A 24471-nucleotide genomic window follows, 5' to 3' on the forward strand; every position below is an offset into this window, starting at 1 on the left:
GCGTCTGCTCAGCTAATTACTAAGTCGCGCGTGTAATGTCCACGGACATTCGGTACGTCCACTTTCGGGAATGAGGCTGGCAGGCGATGACGGCACAGTCGGGGTCGACATTCAACGGCAAAATCGAACTGGATATTCGCGATTCGGAACCGGATTGGGGCCCGTACGCAGCTCCGACCGCGCCGGAGAATGCGCCGAACATCCTCTACCTGGTGTGGGACGACACGGGCATCGCGACCTGGGACTGCTTCGGCGGTCTGGTGGAGATGCCCGCGATGACGCGCATCGCCGAGCGCGGCGTCCGGTTGACGCAGTTTCACACCACCGCGCTGTGTTCGCCGACCCGGGCGTCGCTGCTGACGGGTCGCAATGCGACCACCGTCGGCATGGCGACCATCGAAGAGTTCACCGACGGCTTCCCCAACTGCAACGGCCGCATCCCGGCCGACACCGCGCTGCTCTCGGAGGTGCTCAACGAGCACGGCTACAACACCTATTGCGTCGGCAAATGGCACCTGACGCCGCTGGAGGAGGCCAGCATGGCGGCTACCAAGCGGCACTGGCCGACGTCGCGTGGCTTCGAACGCTTCTACGGGTTCATGGGCGGGGAGACCGACCAGTGGTACCCCGACCTGATGTACGACAACCACCCGGTAAACCCGCCCGGCACACCGGAAGACGGATACCACCTGTCCAAGGACATCGCCGACAAGACGATCGAATTCATCCGCGACGCCAAGGTGATCGCCCCGGAGAAACCGTGGTTCAGCTACGTGTGCCCAGGCGCCGGGCACGCCCCGCACCACGTCTTCAAGGAATGGGCCGACAAGTACGCCGGCAAGTTCGACATGGGCTACGAGCGCTACCGCGAGATCGTGCTGGAGCAGCAGAAGTCGATGGGGATCGTGCCCGCCGACACCGAATTGTCGCCCGTCAACCCGTATCTCGACGTCAAGGGACCGCAGGGCGAAGCGTGGCCGCTGCAGGACACGGTGCGGCCGTGGGACTCGCTCAACGACGACGAGAAGAGGCTGTTCGCCCGGATGGCCGAGGTGTTCGCCGGCTTCCTGAGCTACACCGACGCGCAGATCGGCAGGATCCTGGACTATCTCGAGGACTCCGGCCAACTGGACAACACCATCATCGTGGTGATCTCCGACAACGGCGCCAGCGGGGAGGGCGGCCCGAATGGCTCGGTCAACGAGGGCAAGTTCTTCAACGGATACATCGATACCGTCGAAGAGAGCATGAAGCTCTTCGATCACCTAGGCGGGCCGGAGACCTACAACCATTACCCCATCGGGTGGGCGATGGCGTTCAACACGCCCTACAAGCTCTACAAGCGCTACGCGTCGCACGAAGGCGGCATCGCGGACACGGCAATCGTCTCGTGGCCCAACGGAATTGCGGCGCACGGTGAGGTGCGCGACAACTACGTCAACGTCAGCGACGTCACGCCGACCATCTACGACCTGCTTGACCTGACGCCGCCGGAGACCGTGAAAGGCATCGCGCAGAAGCCCTTGGACGGTGTGAGTTTCAAAGCCGCCCTTATGGATCCGACGGCCGACACCGGCAAGAAGACGCAGTTTTACACCATGCTGGGCACCCGCGGGATCTGGCACGACGGCTGGTTCGCCAACACCGTGCACGCCGCCACGCCCGCGGGCTGGTCACACTTCGACAAGGACCGCTGGGAGCTCTACCACATCGAGGCGGACCGCAGCCAGTGCCACGATCTGGCGGCCGAGCAGCCCGAGAAGCTGGAAGAGCTTAAGGCCCTGTGGTTTTCCGAGGCCGCGAAGTACAACGGACTACCGCTGGCCGACCTCAACCTGTTGGAGACGCTGACCCGGTTCCGGCCCTACCTGGTCGGCGAGCGCAACACCTACGTCTACTACCCGGACTGCGCGGACGTCGGGATCGGCGCGGCCGCCGAGATTCGGGGCCGCTCATTCGCCGTGCTGGCCGACGTGACCGTGGACACCACCGGCGCCGAGGGCGTGCTGTTCAAACAGGGCGGCGCCCACGGCGGGCACGTGCTGTTCCTGCAGGACGGCCGCCTGCACTACGTCTACAACTTCCTCGGCGAGCGCCAGCAGCTGGTGTCCTCGGCGGGTCCGATCCCGCTGGGCAGGCACCTGCTGGGTGTCCGCTACGAGCGCACCGGAACCGTGGCGAACAGCCACACGCCGCTGGGGGACCTGACGCTGTACTTCGACCACAACCCGGTCGGCAAGCTCGCCGACGTGACGACGCACCCGGGCACGTTCGGCTTGGCCGGCGCCGGCATCACCGTCGGGCGCAACGGCGGCTCGGGCGTGTCCAGCAGGTACAAGGCGCCGTTCGCGTTCACCGGTGGCACCATCGACCAGGTCACCGTCGACCTGTCCGGGCGGCCCTACGAGGATGTGGAAAAGGAAGTCGCGCTTGCCTTTTCGCGCGACTGACCGGGCGGCGGGCTGGCGGTACGCGGCGCTCGGCGCCGTGGCCCTGGCCTGCCTGTCGGGAGCCGCGGGTTGCGGCAGCGCCGTTGACCGCACCCAGACGGACCAGGGGCCGCTGACCACTACCAAGACGCGGCCGAAGGGCGACCCCGCCGAATCGGTCCCCGGTATCGCTGCGACGTCGTCGGACCAGATCCCGCCGGGCGCGCTGGCCTGCGTCCCGTCGGGAATCACCGGCCGCCCGACCCCGGCCACGGTGTCCGACCCGGCCGCGCCGCGGATCACGGTCGCGGCGCCCGACGGCTGGAATGCAACTGCGGGAAGCGGCGATACGGCGTTGACAATGACCGGCCCGGACGGCATGTCCGCGAAGGTGACCATCGCCCCGACGGACCTGCCGCCCGAAGGCGCCTTCCTGCGCTACACCGCGGCGATGGGTCCCGGCATGGCGCGGCTCAAGTTCTCGGTCGCCGGGGCGCCGTTTTGCGGCTACAGCAGTCAGCAGCTGACCATGACGGTTCAGGGCCCGTCGGGCCCGATCGGCTACGCCGACCGCATCACTCACATCTGGACCAACACGAAGAAGTATTTGGTGGCCGTCCATCTCGAAGGGCCGGGCAGTGCGGTCGGGTTCAACGCGGCCAAGACGGTGTTGCTGCAGCAATTCACGGTCGTCATACCCTGACGGCTGGGCCGAGTGCCACACGCGCCCCGGATTTCCACCGCGGCGGCGCACCGCGTTGTTAGTCTGGCCCGATGTCGGTTCTCGTGTTTTGGGCTGCCGCAGCGGGTAATTCGAGAAGAGCTCGGCTTCCACGCGCCGCGGCCGCAACCGGAAAGGTGACCCTCGATGTCGCATAGCGGACCAGCTACGCCACCCCCGATGTCCCGCCCGCCGGCCCCGACGACGTATGAGACGGCGCCGCAACCCAGGTCGCGCGTGATGAAGCTCGCGACGGCGTTCGGGATTCTGTCGGCTCTTATCGTCGTCTACGCCCTGACCTTGGTCGCGGTGCACATGTTGGCCAAATCGGCGCCCGCGCTGCCGCCGGTCGACCTGAGCAAGTTGGAGGCCGAGGACACCGTGGTGAAGGTCCACCTCGAGGAGATGAAACCGGTCGCTAACCGCCTCACGGTGAATGTCCAGGTGTATCCCAAGCTGACGATCTTCGACCAAAACCTGGGTGTGCTCACCAAAGATGCCGCGGTGCGGTTGTATCCGGACAACGACCTGGGTGACCTGCAGTACCCGGCCGGGAAGGCGCCCGCACAGGTGAGCACGACCTTGGTGGCGGAGGGCGATCCGGGTAATTGGCCGTTCGACTCGTACACGACGCAGACCATTCAGGCCGACGTGCTCACGGGACCCCTCGACCATCGCGAGAAGGACCCGGCCCGTGTCGAGGTCACCGGAAAGCTCGAAGGCTGGGACGTCTCCGTCACTCGCATCCACGACCCCGGCGACCCGCCGGAGGAAATGAGCAACGTCATCATCACGCTGCACAGGTCGAAAGGGTCGCTGATCTTCGACCTAGGCATCTGCCTGGTGCTCATCACCCTGCCCACGTTGGCCCTGTGGGTGGCCATTCCAATGGCGTTGGGCAAGACGGCGTTCCTGCCGCCGTTCATCACGTGGTACGCCGCCATGCTGTTTGCGATCGTGCCGCTGCGCAACATCCTGCCCGGCTCGCCACCGCCCGGATCGTGGGTCGATCAGGCCATAGTGCTGTGGGTGTTGATAGCGCTGGCGGTCGCGATGACGATGTTCATCTTCGCGTGGTGGCGACAACAGGATCCGAAAAAGAAGACCTGACCGGCGTCACTCCGCCAGAATCGGGCCGCCCACCGCGGCGATCGCGTCGATTGCCTGGGACACCCGCGCCTGGAAGCCGGGGGACAGCGGGATGTAACCGCTCCTGTTGAGGTCGATCTGGCCCGGTCCGATCGCCGCCTGCAGAAAGGCCTTGACGGCCTGGGCCTCGTCGGCCCTGGGGTACTTGGAGCAGACGATTTCGTAGGTGGCCAACACGATTGGGTAGACGTCGGGCTGGGTCGGGTTGTAGAACGACGAAATGTCGAGCACCAGGTCGTTGCCCTGCCCGACGATCCTGGCGCCGGTGATGGTCTTGCCGACCGTGTCGGTGCCGATGCGGACCGGGCGCAACGACCTGCGACTGGCGGGGGTCTTGATCTCGGCGGCGTAAAGCCCTTGCTGCAGTGCGTAAGACAGTTCGTTGTAGCTGATCGCGCCCTCGGTGGCCTTCACCAGAGCCGAGGTGCCGTTGTTGCCCGCCGCGCCGCTGCCGACGCCGCCCTGGAACGTCTTGCCGGCGCCCCTGTTCCACGCGCCGCCGGATGCCGCCTGCAGGTAGGACTGGAAGTTGTAGGTGGTGCCGGAATCGTCGCTGCGATAGATGACGTGGATGTCCTCCGCCGGCATCGATGCGTTGAGCGCGGTCAGCGCCGGGTCGTCCCAGCGCGTGATGGTGCCGTCGAAGATCCTGGCCAGCGTCGGAGCGTCGAGCACCAACGTGTCGACGGCGCTCAGGTTGTAGGTGATCGCGAGCGGCCCGAACACCACGGGCAGGTCCCAGGCGTCGGCGCCGCCGCAGCGCTGCTTGGCGGCCGCGCGCTGCTCTGCATTCAACGGCGTGTCCGACCCGGCGAAATCCGTTTTACCCGAGAGGAATTCGCTGATCCCAGCGCCCGACCCGTCGGCGGTGTAGTTGAGCGTCTGGCCCGCGCAGGCCTTCGTGTACGCGGCGATGAATCGGGTCATCGCGTTAGCCTGCGCGGTCGAGCCGCTGGCCGCCAGCGCCTGCTTGCCGCCGCAGTTGACCTTGGCTCCCGCGGTGTAGGCCAGCGTGGCGGGCGAGTTGCTGCAGGCCGACAGCGCCAAGGTGCCCGCGGCCAGCAGGCCCACGACAGCTCCCGATCGTTTGTGCTTCACGGTCGCCATTTACAGCCACCGAATTAACACCCAAACAAACACCGGGTGAAACTGGTCGAAACTTGCGCTGGATTTCGATGTCGCGACGCCGTGGGCACGCCCGCGCTACGATCTGCCTCGACCGCACCCCACCAGTCGGAAGTGGACACACCGATGAGCCATCACGCGCCGCCCGCACCCCCACCCGCGACGCCTCCGACGCCCACGCCGCCGGAAGCCCCGGAACCGGCTGCCAAGCCACGGGGTCGGCGCGCGCTGCTCGTCGCGGGCATCCTGGCGGCCTTCCTTCTCGTCTACGGTTTGTCGCTGTTCGGCGTGCACATGCTGGCCAAGTCCTCGTCGGGTCCGCTGCCCAATGTGGACGAGGACCCCGGCGAGGAAACGGTCGTGTTGGTGCGCCTCGACAAGCTGGACACCGTCGCGAATCGCCTCACGGTGAAGGTGCTGGTAATTCCGCCGAAGGCGATCTACGACGACAAGTTGCGGGTGTTGACCGACGAACTGTCCGTTCGCTTCTCCCCGGATAACGAGCAGGGGGATCTCGTCTACGCCTCCGGGAAAGCCCCCGCGGTGGTGACCACGACGTTTGAGGCCCACGGTGATCCCGGTAATTGGCCATTCGACTCCTACAAGACCGACACGTTTACGGCCGACGCGCTGGTGGGGAAGGGCGGGCAACGCCAATACAAACCCGCCCGAGTGGAAGTGACCGGGTACCTGGAAGGCTGGGACGTCGATGTGCGCCGTCTCCATGACGCCGAGGACAAGGAAGACCCGAACAGCCTGGACAACGTCGTCGTCACGTTCCACCGGGCCAAGGGACCGTTGATCTTCGACCTCGGCATCTGCCTGGTCCTGTTCAGCCTGCCCGCGTTGGCGTTCGCGGTGGCCATTCAGATCGCCATGGGCAGAAGGAAATTCGTCCCGCCCTTCGTAACCTGGTTCGCGGCAATGCTGTTCGCCGTCATCCCGATTCGTAACTTCCTGCCCGGTGCCCCGCCGCCGGGCGCGTGGGTCGACCAGGCCTTGGTGCTCTGGGTGCTGATAGCGCTGGTCGGGGCGATGGGCCTGTATATGTTCACTTGGTACCGGCAGTCGGATTAGCGATCGTCCTACCCTGGTGGGGTGCTCACCGAGCTGATCGAACTGCCGGGCGGATCATTCCGCATGGGCTCGACGAGCTTCTATCCCGAGGAAGCCCCGGTCCACAGCGTGACCGTCGGCGCCTTCGCGGTGGAGCGGCATCCGGTGACCAACGCGCAGTTCGCCGAATTCGTCGACGCCACAGGCTATGTCACCGTCGCCGAGCAACCGCTGGACCCCGCGCTCTATCCGGGGGTGAACCCCGATGACCTGCGTGCCGGCGCCATGGTCTTTCGCCCGACGGCCGGGCCGGTCGACCTGCGCGACTGGCGCCAGTGGTGGGACTGGGCGCCGGGGGCGAGCTGGCACCATCCGTTCGGCCCCGACAGCGGCGGCGGTCTGAGCGCGGGGGACAGGCCCGATCATCCCGTCGTCCAGGTGGCCTACCCCGACGCCGCGGCCTACGCGCGCTGGGCCGGACGCCGGCTACCGACCGAGGCGGAGTGGGAATACGCGGCCCGCGGCGGAGCCACGACCACCTATTCCTGGGGCGACGAGGCCCGTCCCGACGGTCAGCTGATGGCCAACACCTGGCAGGGCAGGTTCCCGTACCGCAACGACGGCGCGCGCGGCTGGGTGGGCACGTCGCCGGTGGGGACGTTCCCGCCGAACGGTTTCGGCCTGGTCGACATGATCGGCAACGTCTGGGAGTGGACGGCCACCGAGTACTCGGCGCGCCATCGGCTCGATCGCCTGCCCAAGAGCTGCTGCACCCCGTCGGGACCGGCCGACCCGAGCGTCAACCAGACGTTGAAGGGCGGTTCGCATTTGTGCGCTCCGGAATACTGCCATCGCTACCGTCCGGCGGCTCGGTCACCGCAGTCGCAGGACACCGCGACCACGCACATCGGGTTCCGTTGCGTGGCGGATCAGGCGTCCGGCTAGCAAACACAGTGAACGCCGGGTGGACGGCACATGACGAAAGCTTCCGCACTCCCGTACCCGGCGGATTTCGAGGCGCGGCGGGCGCGGGTCTTCGCTAGCATCTGACGACGTGTCGCCCCGACATAGTCAAATTCGCCGCCCCGGTGCCCGTGGCGGCGACCGATGACCACCGAGACCGAGCCGCCGCCGTCGGTCAAAGAACAGGTCAAGGAAAAGTCGCCGTCGGCAAAGAAAAAGAAGAAGAAGCCGCCGGCCCCCGAGAAGTCGGATCTGCCGCGGATCCTGATCGGTGTAGGCATCCTGGTGGCCGTCGTCACCGCCTACGCGCTGTCGCTGGTCGGTGTCCACATGCTGCAACGATCGGAGGGCCCGCTTCCTCCGCTGGACCTGAGTCAGGGCGGCGGCGACGCGACCATCGTGCAGCTGCGCCTCGAGGAGCTGAAACCCGTCGCCAACCGGCTCGTGGTGAATGTCCTTGTCTATCCAGGGGTTTCGCAGTACGACAACCGATTCGACGTGCTGGCCAACGACGTCGCGGTGCGCCTGTATCCGACCAGCGACCTGGGCGACCTGCACTACCCGAAGGGCAAGGCGCCGGTGCAGCTCAGCACCACCATCGAGGCGCACGGCGATCCCGGCAACTGGCCCTTCGACTCCTACAGCACCGAACCGATCTCGGCCGATGCGTTCGTCGGCGCCGGCGACGCGCGCAAGAAGGTGCCTGCCCGCGTCGAAGTCACCGGATCACTCGACGGCTGGGAGATCAGCGTCAACCGGGTGCACGACGCCAGCGCGCTCCCGACGTCGCGGGCCACCGACAACGGGAACGTGGTCGTCACCTTCAAGAGGGCCAAGGGCCCGCTGATCTTCGACCTGGGCATCTGCCTGGTGCTGATCGCGCTGCCCACCCTGGCGCTGTTGGTGGCCGTCCCGATGGCGCTGGGCCGACGCAAGTTCCTGCCGCCGTTCGCCACCTGGTACGCCGCGAACCTGTTCGCGATCGTCCCGCTGCGCAACATCCTGCCGGGCGCGCCGCCGCCGGGGTCCTGGATCGACCAGGCCATCGTGCAGTGGGTGCTGATCGCGCTGGTCACGGCCATGAGCCTGTACATCGTCGCCTGGATCCGGCAAGGGGATTAGGCGGCAGGCGGGGCGAATGTCGGGTTGTGGGACGCTCGCTGGCGGAAACCGTGGCATGACCCGACACTCGGCGAGCAGGGGAGCGGCGGTCGAGCAGGGGAGCGTCAGGGCGCGAATTTTGCGCTGAGCTGCCCTTCCCCTAGACTCTAGGGGTTGCCCTGGGCAGACCTCGGCTGGTCGCGCGTAAGCGCTGTCGGCCCTGCGTGCCCTTAGGCAAAGAAAGACCGCGCATGTCAGGTTATTGGTGGGTCATGCCTGCCGAGCTTTTCTCCTGCCGTGCACACGTAAAACCAGGTCAGGAGATCTAGTGATTCAGCAGGAATCGCGGCTCAAGGTCGCCGACAACACCGGCGCCAAGGAGATCTTGTGCATCCGCGTGCTGGGTGGCTCGTCGCGGCGTTACGCGGGGATCGGTGACGTCATCGTCGCCACCGTCAAGGACGCCATTCCCGGCGGCAACGTCAAACGCGGCGACGTCGTGAAGGCCGTCGTCGTCCGCACCGTCAAGGAGCGCAGGCGTCCCGACGGCAGCTACATCCGCTTCGACGAGAACGCGGCCGTGATCATCAAGCCCGACAACGACCCGCGCGGCACGCGCATCTTCGGGCCGGTCGGCCGCGAACTGCGGGAGAAGAAGTTCATGAAGATCATCTCGCTCGCCCCGGAGGTGTTGTAGATGAAGGTCCATAAGGGCGACACCGTGCTGGTCATCGCCGGCAAGGACAAGGGTGCCAAGGGCAAGGTGCTGCAGGCCTACCCGGACCGCAACCGGGTGCTGGTCGAGGGCGTCAACCGGATCAAGAAGCACACCGCGATTTCGACCAACCAGCGCGGTGCCCGGTCCGGCGGAATCGTCACGCAGGAGGCGCCGATTCACGTCTCCAACGTGATGGTCGTCGACTCCGACGGCAAGCCCACCCGAATCGGCTACCGCACGGACGAGGAGACCGGTAAGCGCGTCCGCGTTTCCAAGCGCAACGGCAAGGACATCTGAAATGACCACTACAGAGGCTGACAGGAAAGCGCCGCCGCGCCTCAAGGCGCGCTACCGCAGCGAGATCCGCGACGCGCTGCACAAGCAGTTCGGCTACGGCAACGTCATGCAGATCCCGACGGTGACCAAGGTCGTCGTGAACATGGGCGTCGGCGAGGCCGCCAGGGACGCCAAGCTGATCAACGGCGCGGTCAACGACCTGGCGCTGATCACCGGTCAGCGGCCGGAGATCCGCAAGGCGCGAAAGTCCATCGCGCAGTTCAAGTTACGTGAGGGCATGCCGATCGGCGTCCGGGTCACCCTGCGGGGCGACCGGATGTGGGAGTTCCTCGACCGCCTCACCTCGATCGCGCTGCCGCGTATTCGCGACTTCCGCGGGCTCTCGCCCAAGCAGTTCGACGGCGTCGGCAACTACACGTTCGGACTGGCCGAGCAGTCGGTGTTCCACGAGATCGACGTGGACAAGATCGACCGGGTTCGCGGCATGGACATCAACGTCGTCACCTCGGCGACAAACGACGACGAGGGACGAGCGCTGTTGCGGGCCCTCGGCTTTCCGTTCAAGGAGAACTGAGCATGGCGAAGAAGGCACTGGTCAACAAGGCCGCGCGCAAGCCGAAGTTTGCGGTGCGCGGCTACACGCGCTGCAGCAAGTGCGGCCGCCCGCGCGCGGTGTTCCGCAAGTTCGGGCTGTGCAGGATCTGCCTGCGTGAGATGGCGCACGCCGGTGAGCTGCCCGGCGTGCAGAAGAGCAGCTGGTAAGGGGCAGAGGGACTAAACCATGACGATGACTGACCCCATCGCGGACTTCCTGACGCGTCTGCGCAACGCCAACTCGGCGTACCACGACGAGGTGACGTTGCCGCACTCGAAGATCAAGGCGAACATCGCCGAGATCCTCAAAAAAGAGGGCTACATCACCGACTACCACACCGAGGATGCTCGGGTGGGCAAGGCGCTGGTCGTCCAGCTCAAGTACGGACCCAGCCGGGAGCGCAGCATCGCGGGGTTGAAGCGCGTGTCCAAGCCGGGTCTGCGGGTGTACGCAAAATCAACCAACCTGCCGCGGGTGCTCGGCGGCCTGGGTGTGGCGATCATCTCGACCTCCTCGGGCCTGCTCACCGACCGTCAGGCAGCCAGACAGGGCGTGGGCGGCGAAGTCCTCGCGTACGTGTGGTAGCGGGAGAGGTAGCGGATAAAGATGTCGCGCATTGGTAAGCAGCCGGTTCCGGTTCCCGCCGGAGTCGACGTAACGATCGAGGGCCAGAACATCTCGGTGAAGGGTCCCAAGGGCACGCTGGACTTGACGGTCGCGGAGCCAATCACGGTGTCGCGCAACGACGACGGCGCCATCGTGGTCACCCGCCCCGACGACGAGCGGCACAACCGCTCGCTGCACGGGCTGTCGCGCACCCTGGTCTCCAACCTGGTCACCGGGGTGACCGAGGGCTACACCACCAAGATGGAGATCTTCGGGGTCGGCTACCGGGTGCAGCTCAAGGGCTCCAACCTCGAGTTCGCCTTGGGCTACAGCCACCCGGTGGTGATCGAGGCGCCCGACGGCATCACGTTTGCGGTCGCCACGCCGACGAAGTTCTCGGTCTCGGGGATCGACAAGCAGAAGGTCGGCCAGATCTCGGCGAACATCCGCCGCCTGCGTCGCCCCGACCCGTACAAGGGCAAGGGCGTGCGCTACGAGGGCGAGCAGATCCGCCGCAAGGTCGGAAAGACAGGTAAGTAATCATGGCGCAATCACAAGCTGACACGGCCGCGCGAAAGCCGGTGGGGCAGAGCGTATCCGCAACCCGACGGGTTTCGCGGCTGCGTCGGCACGCCCGGCTGCGCAAGAAGATCTCGGGCACCGCGCAGCGCCCGCGTCTCGTGGTGAACCGCTCGTCGCGGCACATTCACGTGCAACTGGTGAACGACCTCACCGGCACCACCGTGGCCGCCGCGTCGTCGATCGAGGCCGATGTGCGTGGCCTCGACGGTGACAAGAAAGCCCGCAGCGTGCGGGTCGGTCAGTTGATCGCCGAGCGCGCCAAGGCCGCCGGCATCGACTCCGTGGTGTTCGACCGTGGCGGCTACACCTACGGCGGACGGATCGCGGCCCTGGCCGATGCCGCACGCGAGAATGGATTGAGTTTCTGATGATTGGGAGGACCGCATAATGGCGGAGCAGTCGGCAGGCGGCGGAGACAACCGCGCTGACAGCCGGGATTCGCGCGACGGCCGCGATTCGCGCGGTCGGCGCGACGGTGGTGGCCGCGGCGGTCGCGAGCGGGACGGTGACAAGAGCAACTACATCGAGCGTGTCGTCGCGATCAACCGGGTTTCCAAGGTGGTCAAGGGTGGTCGTCGCTTCAGCTTCACCGCCTTGGTCATCGTGGGTGACGGCAACGGCATGGTCGGTGTCGGTTACGGCAAGGCCAAGGAAGTTCCGGCGGCGATCGCCAAGGGTGTCGAGGAAGCGCGTAAGGGCTTCTTCCGCGTACCGCTGATCGGCGGCACGATCACGCACCCGGTGCAGGGCGAGGCGGCCGCCGGTGTGGTGCTGTTGCGTCCGGCCAGCCCGGGTACCGGTGTCATCGCCGGCGGCGCGGCGCGCGCGGTGCTGGAATGCGCTGGGGTGCACGACATCCTGGCCAAGTCGCTGGGCAGCGACAACGCGATCAACGTGGTGCACGCCACCGTCGCCGCGCTCAAGCTGCTGCAGCGTCCGGAGGAGGTGGCGGCCCGTCGCGGGCTGCCCATCGAGGACGTCGCCCCGGCCGGGATGCTCAAGGCGCGCCGCGAGAGCGAGGCGCTGGCCGCCGCAGCAACGCGAGAGGCGCAATCATGAGCCAACTGAAGATCACCCAGGTGCGCAGCACTATCGGCTCCCGCTGGAAGCAGCGCGAGAGCCTGCGCACGCTGGGTCTGCGACGGATCCGGCATTCGGTGATCCGCGAGGACAACCCGCAGACCCGCGGGCTGATCGCCGTGGTGAGCCACCTCGTCGCGGTGGAACCCGCTGGAGGTGACGCGAAATGACGATCAAGCTGCACGACCTGAAGCCCGCGCCGGGGTCGAAGACCGCGCGCACCCGCGTCGGTCGCGGTGAGGGCTCCAAGGGCAAGACCGCGGGCCGCGGTACCAAGGGCACCAAGGCGCGCAAGAACGTGCCGGCGACCTTCGAGGGTGGGCAGATGCCCATCCACATGCGGTTGCCGAAGCTCAAGGGATTCCGCAACCGCTTCCGCACCGAGTACCAGGTCGTCAACGTCGGTGACATCGGCCGGCTGTTCCCCGAAGGGGGCACCGTCGGTGTCGACGAATTGGTGGCCAAGGGTGCGGTTCGCAAGAACACTCTGGTGAAAGTTCTTGGCGACGGGAAGCTGAGCGTCAAGGTCGACCTGACCGCGCACAAGTTCAGCGGCAGCGCACGCGAGAAGATCACCGCCGCCGGCGGCTCGGCAACGGAGCTGTAGGCAGGGCAAAACTGAACCAAAAGCCCCCGACACGCAGTGCGTGCGGGGGCTTTTGGTTTAGATTTCGCCTCATGACCGACACCCCGGAAGCCGAGTGCGAAGAACAGCATCTGCCGTTCGACGAGGGCATCTGGGATGCGGTCGCCGCGGTCACCGAGCGGATGCATGGCAAGGGCGTGCTGTTGAGCGCGAACGCGGCCACGGCGCTGATGATGATCGCCGGCATGGTTTTCGGCGGCGGCCTGGGACGCAACACGCTCGGACACCGCGAGGTGCTGATGATCGCGGTCGCGTCGGTGTCCACGCTGATTTCCATTGCCGTCGGGTATTTTCGTGCGCTTCGCCGGGCCCGGCGGGCGTCGGCGTGGGTGCGCGAGCGGAGGCAGGCGACCCCGGCCGAGCGGCGTCTGGTACTGCTGTGGCCCGAGTCGACGGCCGTCGACGTGCTCGGCGCCTGGTCACTGGTGTCGCTGGTGGTCAGCGTGTTCGCCGCGGCGCTGGGATATCCGCCACTCAGCTCGTTTCGCATCGTCGTCATCGGCTTTCTGGCCGGGTGCGGCGCCGCTGCGCTGTCGTTCATGCTGCTGGAACAGCTGTTCCGGCCGGTGCTGCAGTTGGCCTTGGGGGGCAACGCTGCACCGGGCGGATCGAAGCTGGGGTTGCGCCGGCGGTTCTTCCTGCTGTGGGGGCTGACCGGTGCGGTGCCGCTTTCGGTGCTCGGCACCATCTGGATCGGGCAACCCGCCGAGGAGCGGGCGCTGCTGCCGGTGGTGCTCGCGGTGAATGCGGCTGTCGCCGTGGTCTGGGGTCTGGGAGGCACGTACGCGGTGTCCCGCTCGGTGATCGAACCGGTGACCGTCCTGCGGGCCGCCCAGCGGCGGGTGCAGGACGGCGACCTGACCGTACAGATCCCGGTCGACTACGGCGGCGAAGTCGGGCAACTGCAGGCCGGGTTCAACCACATGGTCGCCGGGCTGCGCGAACACCAACGGCTGCACGACATATTCGGCCGCCACGTCGGCATCGAGGTCGCTCGCGCCGCCCTTGCGACCGGGGTGCGGCTGGGGGGTGAGCGCCGGCATGCCTCGGTCCTGTTCTTCGACCTGATCGGCTCGACCGCGATGACGCAGCGCCTGGAACCCGAGGCCGTGGTGGCCGTGCTGAACGACGTCTTCGGCGCCGTCGTCGAATGCGTGACCAAAGAGGGCGGTTGGGTGAACAAGTTCGAGGGCGACGCCGCACTGTGCGTGTTCGGCCCGCCCGGCGAGCACACGGGGCAGGCCGCCGCGGCGTTGCGGGCCGCGCGGGCGTTGCGGGCTGAGTTCGTCGCGCTGGCTGAAAGCCATCCCGGCCTGGACGCCGCGATCGGCGTGTCCTCGGGGGAGGTCATTGCCGGCAACATCGGGGCGGCCGACCGCTACGAATACACCGTCATCGGCGACGCCGTCAACGAAGCCGCCCGGCTCACCGAACAAGCCAAGAAGGTGCCCGAGCGGCTGCTGGTCTCCCACGCCGCGGTCGCTGAAGCCGGCGACGAGGCGTCCTGGTGGCGAGCCCACGAGCCGATGCTGCTGCGAGGCCGGTCATCCGCGACCGAAACCTACGTCCCCCTGGCGCGAGCAGACGCAAAAGCGCCCTAGAACTGCTCGCGCGGGCTAACGCAGCCGCGGAAGCACCTCGGCGGCAAGGCGTTCCATCTGCTCACGGTTCTCCGCGACGTCGGCGCCGACCGGATTCAGCAGCAGCATCTGCGCCCCGGCGTCGATTACCCGGCCCAGCCCCCGCACGACGTCATCGGGAGTCCCGCACACCGGAACCGCGTCGACGCCGGGCATCTGGCCGTAGATTCGGCGCAGGCCGGCGAGCACCAGCTCGCGGGCGCGGGCGGCGTCGTCGTCGATGGTCAGGTAGACCCGCTTGCCGATGGTGAACCGCGCGGCGTCCTTGCCCTGTTCGGCAAGTTCGCGACGGACCACGTCGGCGGCGCCGGCAAAAGCCTCCGTCGTCGAGGATCCCGCTCCCAAGAACGCGTCGCCGTGACGCACCGCGCGGGCCAGTGCCTTCGGGGCGCCGCCCCCGAACCAGACCGGCGGGTGCGGGCGCTGCACCGGCTTCGGCTGGATCGGCAGGTCCTCGACGTCGCGGAACCGGCCATGGAACGTCACCCTCGGTTCGTCGGACCACGCCGCCTTCATCAGCTCCAGGCCTTCGGTGAAATAGCTGATATAGCTGGATTTGTCGACGCCGAATGCGGCGAACTTGCGCGTGCCGCCGCCGGGTGCCACGCCGAGGTCCAGCCGCCCGTGGCTGAGCCGGTCGACGGCGGTCGCGGCCGACGCCAGCTGCAGCGGATCGTGCAGCGATGTCACCAGGACCGCCACGCCGAGGCGCAGCCGTTCGGTGCAGGCCGCGCAGTAGGCGAGCAGCTCCAGCGGCGCCAGCAACGGGGCGGGGCCGATGATCTGCTCGAGCAGCCACCCGCCCTCGAACCCGAGTTCCTCGGCGCGCGCCAGATACGCCCGCAGCCCCGCGGCATCGAACGTCTCGTAGTCGAATTGGGGGATGGCGATCGAGAACCTCACAGAACCACCGTACGGCGGACGATCGGTAGGCTGGGGGATCATGTTTGCCTTCCTGCCTCCAATTCCAGGCCTCTCAAATGTGGGAGACGAGGTGCGTGCCCTGGCCAGCCGGGTCGACACCGCCCGCCACCACGGCATCCCCGACGGCTGCGTGCTCGAGTTCAACCTGCGCTCGGTGCCGCCGGAAACGACGGGCTTCGACCCCCTGACGCTGGTCACCGGGGGTGGCCGGCAGCTGGCGCTGCGCGACGCCGTCGCCGCGCTGCACCGCGCCGCCGAGGACCCCCGGGTCGCCGGGCTGGTCGCCCGCGTGCAACTCGCGGGGTCACCGCCCGCGGCCGTCCAGGAGCTGCGCGAGGCGATCGCGGCGTTCAGCGCCGTCAAGCCTGCGCTGGCCTGGGCCGAGACCTATCCCGGGACCCTGTCGTACTACCTGGCCTCGGCGTTCGGCGAGGTCTGGATGCAGCCGTCGGGAACCGTCGGGCTGATCGGTTTCGCGAACAACGCGATGTTCCTGCGCCACGCGCTGGAAAAGGCCGGCATCGAAGCGCAGTTCATCGCCCGGGGCGAATACAAGTCGGCGGCAAACCTTTTCACCGAGGACGGCTTCACCGACGCGCACCGCGAAGCCGTCACGAGGATGCTGGAAAGCCTGCAGGACCAGGTGTGGCAGGCGGTCGCCGCATCCCGCAACCTCACGACCGAGCAGCTCGACGGGCTGGCCGACCGGGCGCCGCTGCTGCGTGACGACGCCGTCGAGGCCGGCCTTGTCGACCGGGTCGGCTTCCGCGACGAGGCCTATGCGCGCATCGCGGAGCTGGTGGGTGTGGACCCGAAAGACGTTGATAGCGAACCAGACCCGGACAAGCCGCCGCGACTTCCGCTGGCGCGGTACGCCGGTGCGGCCCGGTCCCGGCTAACGCCGCCCACGCCGCCGATTCCGGGTCGCAAGTCCAAGCCCACCGTTGCCGTCGTCACCCTCGAAGGCCAGATAGTCAACGGGCGCGGCGGGCCCCAATTGCTGCCGGTCGGTCCGTCCAGTGCCGGCGGTGACACCATCGCGGCGGCGCTGCGCGAGGTCGCCGACGACGATTCGGTGTCCGCGATCGTGCTGCGGGTGGACAGTCCCGGCGGGTCAGTCACCGCGTCGGAGACCATCTGGCGTGAGGTGGCTCGGGCCCGCGAGCGTGGCAAACCGGTGGTGGCGTCGATGGGCTCGGTCGCCGCGTCCGGCGGCTATTACGTCTCGATGGGCGCCGACGCGATCGTGGCCAACCCGGGCACCATCACCGGATCCATCGGCGTGATCACGGGAAAGCTGGTGGTCCGGGACCTTAAGGATCGGCTCGGCGTCGGCTCGGACACCGTGCGTACCAACGCCAACGCCGACGCCTGGTCGGCGGACTTACCCTTCACGCCCGAGCAGCAGGCTCACCGGGAGGCCGAGGCGGACCTGTTCTACAACGACTTCGTGGAACGCGTCGCCGAGGGTCGCAAGATGAGCGTCGAGGACGTGAATGACGTTGCGCGCGGCCGGGTCTGGACCGGCGCGGACGCTCTCGAGCGCGGTCTGGTCGACGAGCTCGGCGGGTTCCGGTCCGCGGTGCGCCGCGCGAAGGTGCTGGCCGGTCTCGACGAGGACACCGAGGTCCGCATCGTCAACTACCCCGGCTCGTCGCTGCTCGACCTGGTGCGGCCGAGCGCGCTGCTGACGCGCGCCGTGGCCGGCTCGATCGCCACCGTCGTCGACGAGGTCGCGCAGACGTTCAGCGGGGCCCGGGCGCTGTGGCTGGGGGAGTCGCGCTTCTAGTCCCGACCGTGGCTGACCGCTGCTGCGCCCCGCTGACCGGCAGTTTGTGCACAGTCGCGGTGGCTGAGCCCGTCGACCTGCCCGCGAGGGTAGGCGCCGCGTCCGTTTGACGAGTCCCCCGCGCCACAAGAGTCGGCATTCGGCGTTTTGCCCGCAGCGACACGCTGTCGCGCGAAGGTGGGCAAACCGGCACATGCTCCCGACCGCGAATGCAGTGGCAGAGGGGGCCAGCCACCTGACTTCCGCGCACCGAGCGCGGGCGCCCTCGCCGAGCGTGAATTCCCTGCGAGATCACGGCCGTTTTTTCGCAGCCGTTACACATTCGGCGCGCCGCATGAAGGCGGTGCCGGTAGCGAGGCCGGCAGCGAGCCCGCCTCGGACAGGCCCTAGCCGCTCAGGGTGCCGCTGATGAAGATGATCTCGCCCAGCGGGTCGTCCTCATCCGGCGGGGGCACGTCCAGGCCGTTGCGGACGAACAGTTCCGACCGCGTCACGCCCTCGACGTTCCACCCCTTGGCCTTTAGATATTCCAGGACGTGGCTGCGTTCGCCGGTGTAGACCAGCGACGCCATGTCCAGGTCCAGCCCGTGGTTACGGAACGGGTTGGGCGTCTCCGCCGCCTGGTTCACGTCGAAATCCACTATGCCCGGCACGAATTCGGTCGCGACCGTGCTGCCCGGGACGCTGAGCGAGGTGATGTTGTCGAACAACCGGTCCTGGGCCTCGGGCGGCAGGTAGATCAGTAGGCCTTCGGCCAGCCACGCGATCGGCGCCGAGGTGTCCAGACCGGCCGCCGTCAACGCCGCGGGCCAGTCCCCGCGCAGATCGATGGGGACGGTGCGCCGGGTCGCGGCGGGTTCGGCGCCGATGTCGGCCAATGTCGTGGTCTTGAACTCGATCACCTGCGGCTGGTCGATCTCGTACACCACGGTCCCCGCCGGCCACGGCAACCGGTAGGCCCGCGCATCCAGACCGGACGCCAGGATCACGGCTTGGCGCACCCCGGCGTCGACGGCGGCGGTGAAGTAGTCGTCGAAGTACTTGGTGCGCACCGCCATCCCGTCGACCATCGCCTGTGCCCGCGCCGGCGAGAAGTTCTCGAACGCGGTCAGGTCGAGTTCGCCATCCAGCATCTTGACGAAGAAATCCACGCCGACCGCGCGCACCAGCGGTTCGGCGAACGGGTCGTTGATCAAACCGCGGGAGTCCTTCGTCGCCGCGGCGCGCCCAGCCGCCACCAAAGTGGCGGTTGCGCCGACGCTGGACGCCAGATCCCAGTTGTCATCGTGAGCACGTGGCATCAGACGACCCTGCCGAAGGGTGAAGTCATCGCGTGGCACTCACGTAGAACAGGTCGGTGCGGGGCATGTCGTCGTCCTCGGCGGGCGGAAGACCGTTGTCTGTCAACAGGTCCCGCGCGTTGACGGCGGTCACCGTCCAGCCGTGGCCGGCGAGGTAGGCCGCGGCCTCGTTGCGGTCGCCGAGGTAGACCAGCCCGGTCATGTCGAGGTCGAAACCGTGTGCCCGCCAACGTTCGGAGATGGCCTGCATGCGCTGCATCATCTTCTCGCGGTCGGCGGCATTGGAGTTGCTGACGCTTTCGGTGGCGAATCGGCTGCCGGGCGCGCTGAGCTCGGTGACGGTGTCCAGCAGCCGGTCCTGCGCGTCGGGCGGCAGGTACCCCAGCAGCCCCTCGGCGCTCCACGCGGTCGGCTGCTGCGGGTCGAATCCCGCCGCGCGCAGGGCGGCGGGCCAGTCGTCGCGCAGGTCGACGGCCACCGTCCGGCGGTTGGCGGTGGGCGTGGCGCCGAGTTCGGCGAGCGTGCGGGACTTGAACTCGATGACCTGCGGCTGGTCGATCTCGTAGACCATCGTCCTGGCTTGCCACGGCAGCCGGTAGGCGCGCGAGTCGAGCCCTGAGGCCAGGATGACCACCTGCCTGATGCCCGCCTTAGTGGCTTCGACGAAGAAGTCGTCGAAGAACTTGGTGCGCACGGCCATGTTGTCGGTCATGCGGGCCATGGCGCCGACAGAGCGGTCCGGATGGTCCTTGTCGTCCAGGTCGGCCGGGTCTACCTCGCCGCTGGCCAACCGGGTGAGCAGGTCCACCCCGACCGCGCGGACCAGCGGCTCCGCGAATGGATCGTCGATCAGGGCGTTGTCGGCTCGGCTTGCCATCGCGCGGGCGGCGGCGACCATGGTCGCGGTCACCCCGACGCTGGATGCCAGGTCCCAGGAGTCGCCGTCATACCTGGTTGATCCGGTGGACGTCATGTACTTGCCCCTATCAGAAACGGCGGAGTTGATACTTAGCCAATATAACAAATCGCGGCCGCGGAAGGTTCCCGGATCTTGACGCGCGGTGCAGGCTGGACGCATGGCGTATCAGGTGGCCGGCAGGCGGGTGCTCATCACCGGCGCGTCGTCCGGGATAGGGGCGGCACTGGCCCGGCGCTTGGCAGCAGGGGGCGCGGTGGTGGGCCTCGTCGCGCGTCGCCGCGACCGGCTGAGCGACGTACTGGCCGACTGCCGGCGGACCTCGCCCGACTCGGCCATGTGGGCGGCCGACCTGGCCGACACCGCGGCGGCGGGCGAACTGGCGCTGCGGGCCTGGGACCGGTTCGACGGCATCGACGTGCTAGTGAACAACGCGGCCGTCCCGAAGCGCCGGGCCGTCAGCGAGCTCCGGCCCGACGAGGTGGAAGGGGTCATGCGGGTCAACTTCTTCGCCCCGATGCGGCTCACCCTCGCCGTGCTGCCGCGCATGCTGGCGCGGCGGTCGGGCTTGATCGTCAACGTGTCCAGCGTCGGCGGCCGCCTCGGGATCATCCACGAAACCGCCTACTGCGCAAGCAAGTTCGCGCTGTGCGGGTGGAGCGAGGCGATGGCCGTGGATCTGCACGGCAGCGGCGTGTCGGTGAAGCTGATCGAGCCCGGCCCGGTCGACACGGAAATTTGGGACCAGCCCGGCAGCGAGGAGCCCCTCTACCAGGGGCCCAAGGTGCCGGCCGACGAGGTGGCCGCGGCCATCGTCGCGGCCCTGGACGGCGACGGCTTCGAGCACTACGTCCCGGACATGAAGGCGGTGGTCGATGCGAAGAGCGCCAATATCGATGCGTTCATCGCCGGTGCGGCCATGATGGCGCCGCGATGAGGGCCCTGGTGTACGGCGTGGCGCCGGAGCCGTTTGTGGTCGCCGACCACGCCAACGCGCTGACGAAGAACCTGGCGCGCACGCCGACGGTGCTGCGAGAAGTGCCGGATCCTCATCTGTTGCATGAGGATTGGGTGATCACCCGACCGCGGCTGACCGGAATTTGCGGCTCGGACTCCAAGCAGATCCTGATGGATTTCGGCGAGGACGACGTCGACAATGCGATGGCCGCGTTCTGCTCCTTTCCTCAGGTGATGGGCCACGAGGTGGTCGCCGACGTGGTGGCGTTGGGGCCGCGGGCGCGGGGCCTGGACGTCGGGCAGCGGGTGGTGCTCAACCCCTGGCTGTCGTGCGGGCCGCGCGGGATCCAACCGGCCTGTCCAGCCTGCGAAAGCGGCGACTACAGCCTGTGCTGGAGCTTCACCGACGGCGACATCAAGCCCGGCATCCACACCGGTGTCTCCGCGGACGTGACCGGCGGTTACGCGGAGTTGATGCCGGCCCACGACAGCATGCTGTTTCCCGTACCGGATTCCGTACCCGACGAACTGGCGGTGTTCGCCGACCCGTTCTCGGTGTCGCTGCACGCGATCACCCGTCACCCGCCGCCCCGCTCGGGCCGCGTCCTGGTGTACGGGGCGGGCTCGCTCGGGCTGTGCGCGGTAGCGATCCTGCGCGCGCTGTACCCCGACGCCGCGGTGGCGGTCGTTGCGCGCTTCCCCGCCCAGGCCGACCTGGCCCGGCTGTTCGGTGCCGAGATCGTCCTTGCGCACGAACCGCGCCTGGCCGTCATCGAGGAGTTGGTGGCCTGGGGTGGCGGCCGGCTGCGGCAGCCGTTGGCGGGACTGCCGATGGCGTATCCCGGTGCCGTCGACGTGGTCTACGACACCGTCGGCAAGCCGGAGACTTTCGAGGTCGGGGTGCGGGTGCTCGCGTCGCGGGGCACGTTGGTGAAGGCCGGCGTGCACGCGCCCGGGCGTTGGGAGTGGAGCCCCCTGTACTTCAAGGAGATCAGCTGGGTCGGGTCGAACGCCTTCGGGTTCGAAGAGGTCGACGGGGTGCGCAAGCACGCGATCGCGCACTACCTGGATCTGGCTGCCACGGGCCGGATTGACCTGCGGCCCATGCTGACTCACACCTTCCCGCTGGAGCGATGGCGGGACGCTTTCCTGGCAATCGCCAACCAGGCCGACAGCGGCGCGGTCAAGGTCGCGTTCGACCAGCGCTGATCCGCTACGCCGGACGGGTGGCGCGGTAGTAGTTGAGCCGCCCGACGAAGCGGTGTGGGTGGGTCGCGACCTCGGTGCAGTCGAATCCGGCGGCGCGCAATAGCCGAGGTATCGCATCGCCCAGATTGCCGGCGGCGTGCGGGCTGTGCTTGACGAGTCGCGCCGCGAGGCCGTCGTGGTCGGTCATGTTGCCGCCCATGTCGACCAGATGCAATTGGCCGCCGGGACGCAGAACCCGAAAAATCTCCGCCGCCGCTGCGATCTTGGCTTCGTCGTCCAGATGATGCAGCATCATCGATGAAAGGACCCGGTCGAACTCGCCGTCGGCGTAGGGAAGACGCTGCGCGTAGCCGCGCTCGAAACTTATCGCGTTGAGCCTCCGCGCCTTTCGCTGCGCCCGGCGCAGCACGCGCGGGTCCGGGTCGGAACCCGTCACCGTGGCCGACGGCTGGGACCGCTTGGCCAGGATGCTGAGATTTCCTGTGCCGCATCCGATTTCGAGCACACGCTGATCGTCGGCGAGTTCTGCCTGCGCGATGAGCCGCCGATAGACGCTGTGCATGCCCAACAGGCGGGCAAACAGATCGTAGCCGGGCAGCAGTACGTCGTAGTTGGTGGCGGGCAGGAAATCATGTGGATGATGTTTGAGCATAGAAACTATACTGCACCTAGACCTCGCTTGATAATTGGGCGATCTTGGTCGAAACTAGGACTATTTTTGGCGAGATGACATGACGTTTACCCGGGTGGTCAGCCACCGCGACGGTGTGCCCGTCCACCGCTACCGGACCGATCCGGACACGATCCCCGTGTCGGTGCATCGGCACGCCGGAGATGACGTCGGCGAACTTGGTCGCCACATCCACGACTTCGCGGCGCTGTGGTATGTCCCCGCGCCCGGCCTGGTGTTTGTGGTGGCCGCCGGCGAGGTGATCGACCCACGACACCTGGTGGTCATGGACGACGGGGTGGGAGTGCTGTTCGATCCCGCTGCGCTCGGTGAGGATGCCCGATCGCCGTGGCCGACGTGGCGGGGGCACCCGCTGCTGTTCCCGTTCCTGCACGGACAGTCTGGCGGGGTGCTCCAGCTTGAGGTACCGGCGGAGCGACGCGCATTCTGGGACAACGTGATTCGGTCGATCGAAGGAGAGCTCACCGGTGAGCAGGAGGGATATCGGCAGGCCGCGCTGGCGCACCTGACGCTGCTGCTGATCGAACTCGCGCGCCTGTCCCGCGACGTGGTGGCCGATCTGAGGCGCAGTGGGGAGCCGCTGTTGGCCGACGTGTTCGCGGTGATCGACGAGCGCCACGCCGAGCCGCTGTCGCTGCGAGATGTGGCGCGTGATCTCGGCATGACGCCAGGACATCTGACCACGGTCGTGCGCCGGCGCACCGGACGTACCGTGCAGGAGTGGATCATCGAACGCCGGATGGCCGAAGCCCGCGAATTGCTGGCCGAAACGGATCTTGCGGTCGCGGAGGTGGCCAGACGCGTCGGGCTGCGCGACCCAGGCTACTTCAGTCGGCTCTTCAGCCGGACGCACGGGATTTCACCCCGCCAGTGGCGTTCTAGTCCAACGCGCCGCGAGACCCGCTGATAGGCAGATCAATTGGGGTGATGATGCCCGGTTGCGCGTCACACAGAAACGGTATGGCGTTGACCGCTGCGACGGCGGTGCTGTCCATCAACACCGTCATCACGTCTTGCCCCGGACGGCCGAACCGGATCGTCGCCTCCACGTACGGCTCACCTTCGATCACCACGCTGAAACCCTTGGGGTCGTGCCATTGCGGGTCCAGCGCGTCGTCGCTCATGGTCCAGCAGATGGCCAGCTCGACCACCGGGCGACCGTTGCGGAAGCCGCGGTACGTGCGTCGTTGCCCGCCGACGGTGCCGGCCGCGTAGTCCACCCAGCCCAGCCGCAGATCCCGCTTCAGCACGGCGTTCTCGACGAATGCCTCCTTTGCGTCCAGTTCGGTGCCCAGCATGCCGGCGATCATGTCCAGGGTCTCGAAGTAACCGAGGCCGTATCGCTGCTTGCCCGGGTCGATGTGCGTGATCCGCTGCCGCGGCGGCTTGCCGAAGCCGAGCACCTTCCAGACGTCTTTGACGCGATAGGTGGTGCAGTCCAATGTCTCCACGAGTTTGACGTGGTGCACCCGCCGGCACGCGCCGGTGAGGAAGCCGGCGACGACGTTGATGAAGCCCGGCTCGAATCCGGTGCCCAGGAAGGTGGCACCGCCCTTGTGCGCCGCCGCCTGAAGCGCCGCGCGCTCGGCCGGGTGGTGGCTGCCGGTCAGGAAGTCTCCCGTCGTGACCACGTTGATGCCGCGGCGCAGCAACCCGGCCACCAGTTCGAAGTCGATGACGCGGGGCATGTAGTTCACGCAGTCCGGCGCGAGCTCGATCAGCGCGTCGACATCGCTGGTGGCGGTCACGCCGATCGGGTCCCGGCCGGCGAGCACGCCCGCGTCCCGTCCCACCTTGTCCGGGCCGAAGGCATGCAGGCCCACCACGTCGAAGTCGTCGCGGTCGAGCAGGATGCCGAGCGCCCGCTTGCCGATGTTGCCGGTCGACCACTGGACCACCCGGTACCGCGCCATGCCTCACCGTAACCGTTGACAGGACCAATCGAACATTGTTCTAATCGGAACATTGTTCGAAAC

27 protein-coding genes are annotated in these 24471 nt (G+C 67.6%); 21 read left to right on the plus strand and 6 right to left on the minus strand.

Going from position 1 to position 24471, the window contains the following annotated elements; all coding sequences use genetic code 11:
* Positions 1-86: 86 nt before the first annotated feature.
* The 3 genes from AC5Y5V_RS19440 (at position 87) to AC5Y5V_RS19450 (ending at position 4260) form a co-directional block, all read left to right on the plus strand.
* The gene (locus AC5Y5V_RS19440; protein ID WP_499938625.1) at positions 87-2450 is read left to right on the plus strand and encodes an arylsulfatase; all 2364 of its coding nucleotides are present in this window, start codon (positions 87-89) and stop codon (positions 2448-2450) included.
* Positions 2431-3132, plus strand: coding sequence for a hypothetical protein (locus AC5Y5V_RS19445; RefSeq protein WP_499938627.1), 702 nt, complete (start codon positions 2431-2433; stop codon positions 3130-3132). Before AC5Y5V_RS19440 ends, AC5Y5V_RS19445 begins: the two co-directional genes overlap by 20 nt.
* A gap of 165 nt (positions 3133-3297) precedes the next feature.
* On the plus strand, positions 3298-4260 hold the full coding sequence (locus tag AC5Y5V_RS19450) for a DUF4436 domain-containing protein (protein WP_499938629.1): 963 nt from the start codon (positions 3298-3300) through the stop codon (positions 4258-4260).
* 6 nt (positions 4261-4266) lie between these two features.
* Here AC5Y5V_RS19450 and pstS read toward each other — a convergent pair whose 3' ends face one another.
* A complete protein-coding gene (pstS, locus tag AC5Y5V_RS19455) occupies positions 4267-5397 on the minus strand; it encodes a phosphate ABC transporter substrate-binding protein PstS (RefSeq protein ID WP_499938904.1) in 1131 nt (376 codons plus the stop codon).
* A gap of 153 nt (positions 5398-5550) precedes the next feature.
* On the opposite strand from pstS, the gene AC5Y5V_RS19460 reads away from it, so the two are divergent.
* The 14 genes from AC5Y5V_RS19460 to AC5Y5V_RS19525 all read left to right on the plus strand — a co-directional run bounded on the left by AC5Y5V_RS19460 (position 5551) and on the right by AC5Y5V_RS19525 (position 14669).
* Positions 5551-6501 (plus strand): DUF4436 domain-containing protein, encoded by a 951-nt coding sequence (locus tag AC5Y5V_RS19460; RefSeq protein WP_499938632.1) that lies wholly within the window; start codon positions 5551-5553, stop codon positions 6499-6501.
* Positions 6502-6522: 21 nt separating this feature from the next.
* Positions 6523-7425 (plus strand): formylglycine-generating enzyme family protein, encoded by a 903-nt coding sequence (locus AC5Y5V_RS19465; RefSeq protein WP_499938634.1) that lies wholly within the window; start codon positions 6523-6525, stop codon positions 7423-7425.
* Positions 7426-7587: 162 nt separating this feature from the next.
* Positions 7588-8565, plus strand: coding sequence for a DUF4436 domain-containing protein (locus AC5Y5V_RS19470; protein ID WP_499938636.1), 978 nt, complete (start codon positions 7588-7590; stop codon positions 8563-8565).
* A 307-nt stretch (positions 8566-8872) separates the two neighbouring features.
* Positions 8873-9241: a 50S ribosomal protein L14 gene (gene rplN / locus AC5Y5V_RS19475; protein ID WP_499938638.1), complete on the plus strand. Its 369-nt coding sequence runs from the start codon at positions 8873-8875 to the stop codon at positions 9239-9241.
* Complete coding sequence (gene rplX, locus AC5Y5V_RS19480) at positions 9242-9559, plus strand: 50S ribosomal protein L24 (RefSeq protein ID WP_499938640.1); 318 nt, start codon at positions 9242-9244, stop codon at positions 9557-9559.
* Between the two features lies 1 nt (position 9560).
* Complete coding sequence (gene rplE / locus AC5Y5V_RS19485) at positions 9561-10133, plus strand: 50S ribosomal protein L5 (RefSeq protein ID WP_499938642.1); 573 nt, start codon at positions 9561-9563, stop codon at positions 10131-10133.
* Positions 10134-10135: 2 nt separating this feature from the next.
* Positions 10136-10321, plus strand: coding sequence for a type Z 30S ribosomal protein S14 (locus AC5Y5V_RS19490; protein ID WP_011739072.1), 186 nt, complete (start codon positions 10136-10138; stop codon positions 10319-10321).
* Positions 10322-10340: 19 nt separating this feature from the next.
* On the plus strand, positions 10341-10739 hold the full coding sequence (gene rpsH / locus AC5Y5V_RS19495; protein WP_499938644.1) for a 30S ribosomal protein S8: 399 nt from the start codon (positions 10341-10343) through the stop codon (positions 10737-10739).
* A gap of 21 nt (positions 10740-10760) precedes the next feature.
* Positions 10761-11300: a 50S ribosomal protein L6 gene (gene rplF / locus AC5Y5V_RS19500; protein WP_499938646.1), complete on the plus strand. Its 540-nt coding sequence runs from the start codon at positions 10761-10763 to the stop codon at positions 11298-11300.
* Positions 11301-11341: 41 nt separating this feature from the next.
* Positions 11342-11710, plus strand: coding sequence for a 50S ribosomal protein L18 (gene rplR / locus AC5Y5V_RS19505; RefSeq protein WP_499938907.1), 369 nt, complete (start codon positions 11342-11344; stop codon positions 11708-11710).
* A 19-nt stretch (positions 11711-11729) separates the two neighbouring features.
* On the plus strand, positions 11730-12401 hold the full coding sequence (gene rpsE, locus AC5Y5V_RS19510; RefSeq protein WP_499938649.1) for a 30S ribosomal protein S5: 672 nt from the start codon (positions 11730-11732) through the stop codon (positions 12399-12401).
* The gene (rpmD, locus tag AC5Y5V_RS19515; RefSeq protein WP_499938651.1) at positions 12398-12592 is read left to right on the plus strand and encodes a 50S ribosomal protein L30; all 195 of its coding nucleotides are present in this window, start codon (positions 12398-12400) and stop codon (positions 12590-12592) included. The genes rpsE and rpmD overlap by 4 nt, the downstream gene beginning before the upstream one ends.
* A complete protein-coding gene (gene rplO / locus AC5Y5V_RS19520) occupies positions 12589-13029 on the plus strand; it encodes a 50S ribosomal protein L15 (protein WP_499938653.1) in 441 nt (146 codons plus the stop codon). The genes rpmD and rplO overlap by 4 nt, the downstream gene beginning before the upstream one ends.
* A 71-nt stretch (positions 13030-13100) precedes the next feature.
* Entirely contained in the window at positions 13101-14669 is a 1569-nt protein-coding gene (locus AC5Y5V_RS19525; RefSeq protein WP_499938655.1) for an adenylate/guanylate cyclase domain-containing protein, read from the plus strand.
* A gap of 15 nt (positions 14670-14684) precedes the next feature.
* Here AC5Y5V_RS19525 and AC5Y5V_RS19530 read toward each other — a convergent pair whose 3' ends face one another.
* Positions 14685-15611 carry an LLM class flavin-dependent oxidoreductase gene (locus AC5Y5V_RS19530; RefSeq protein WP_499938657.1) on the minus strand — a complete coding sequence of 309 codons (927 nt, stop codon included), beginning with the start codon at positions 15609-15611 and terminating at the stop codon, positions 14685-14687.
* A 40-nt stretch (positions 15612-15651) separates the two neighbouring features.
* Between AC5Y5V_RS19530 and sppA the strand changes: the two genes are divergently transcribed.
* Positions 15652-17421, plus strand: coding sequence for a signal peptide peptidase SppA (gene sppA / locus AC5Y5V_RS19535; protein WP_499938661.1), 1770 nt, complete (start codon positions 15652-15654; stop codon positions 17419-17421).
* Positions 17422-17807: 386 nt separating this feature from the next.
* On the opposite strand, the gene AC5Y5V_RS19540 is transcribed toward sppA, so the two are convergent.
* Positions 17808-18722: a class I SAM-dependent methyltransferase gene (locus AC5Y5V_RS19540; RefSeq protein WP_499938664.1), complete on the minus strand. Its 915-nt coding sequence runs from the start codon at positions 18720-18722 to the stop codon at positions 17808-17810.
* Positions 18723-18747: 25 nt separating this feature from the next.
* Complete coding sequence (locus AC5Y5V_RS19545) at positions 18748-19695, minus strand: class I SAM-dependent methyltransferase (RefSeq protein WP_499938668.1); 948 nt, start codon at positions 19693-19695, stop codon at positions 18748-18750.
* Positions 19696-19810: 115 nt separating this feature from the next.
* Between AC5Y5V_RS19545 and AC5Y5V_RS19550 the strand changes: the two genes are divergently transcribed.
* Both AC5Y5V_RS19550 and AC5Y5V_RS19555 read left to right on the plus strand, forming a co-directional pair.
* Positions 19811-20575, plus strand: coding sequence for an SDR family NAD(P)-dependent oxidoreductase (locus tag AC5Y5V_RS19550; protein WP_499938911.1), 765 nt, complete (start codon positions 19811-19813; stop codon positions 20573-20575).
* Positions 20572-21804: a zinc-dependent alcohol dehydrogenase gene (locus AC5Y5V_RS19555; protein ID WP_499938671.1), complete on the plus strand. Its 1233-nt coding sequence runs from the start codon at positions 20572-20574 to the stop codon at positions 21802-21804. The genes AC5Y5V_RS19550 and AC5Y5V_RS19555 overlap by 4 nt, the downstream gene beginning before the upstream one ends.
* 4 nt (positions 21805-21808) lie before the next feature.
* On the opposite strand, the gene AC5Y5V_RS19560 is transcribed toward AC5Y5V_RS19555, so the two are convergent.
* Positions 21809-22456: a class I SAM-dependent methyltransferase gene (locus AC5Y5V_RS19560; protein ID WP_499938674.1), complete on the minus strand. Its 648-nt coding sequence runs from the start codon at positions 22454-22456 to the stop codon at positions 21809-21811.
* A gap of 79 nt (positions 22457-22535) precedes the next feature.
* On the opposite strand from AC5Y5V_RS19560, the gene AC5Y5V_RS19565 reads away from it, so the two are divergent.
* A complete protein-coding gene (locus AC5Y5V_RS19565; protein ID WP_499938676.1) occupies positions 22536-23402 on the plus strand; it encodes a helix-turn-helix transcriptional regulator in 867 nt (288 codons plus the stop codon).
* On the opposite strand, the gene AC5Y5V_RS19570 is transcribed toward AC5Y5V_RS19565, so the two are convergent.
* Positions 23374-24408, minus strand: coding sequence for an NAD(P)H-dependent amine dehydrogenase family protein (locus AC5Y5V_RS19570; protein ID WP_499938678.1), 1035 nt, complete (start codon positions 24406-24408; stop codon positions 23374-23376). The two genes, AC5Y5V_RS19565 and AC5Y5V_RS19570, sit on opposite strands and share 29 nt — an antisense overlap.
* Positions 24409-24471 lie beyond the last annotated feature (63 nt).

This window comes from Mycobacterium sp. NGS68 (assembly GCF_059812195.1).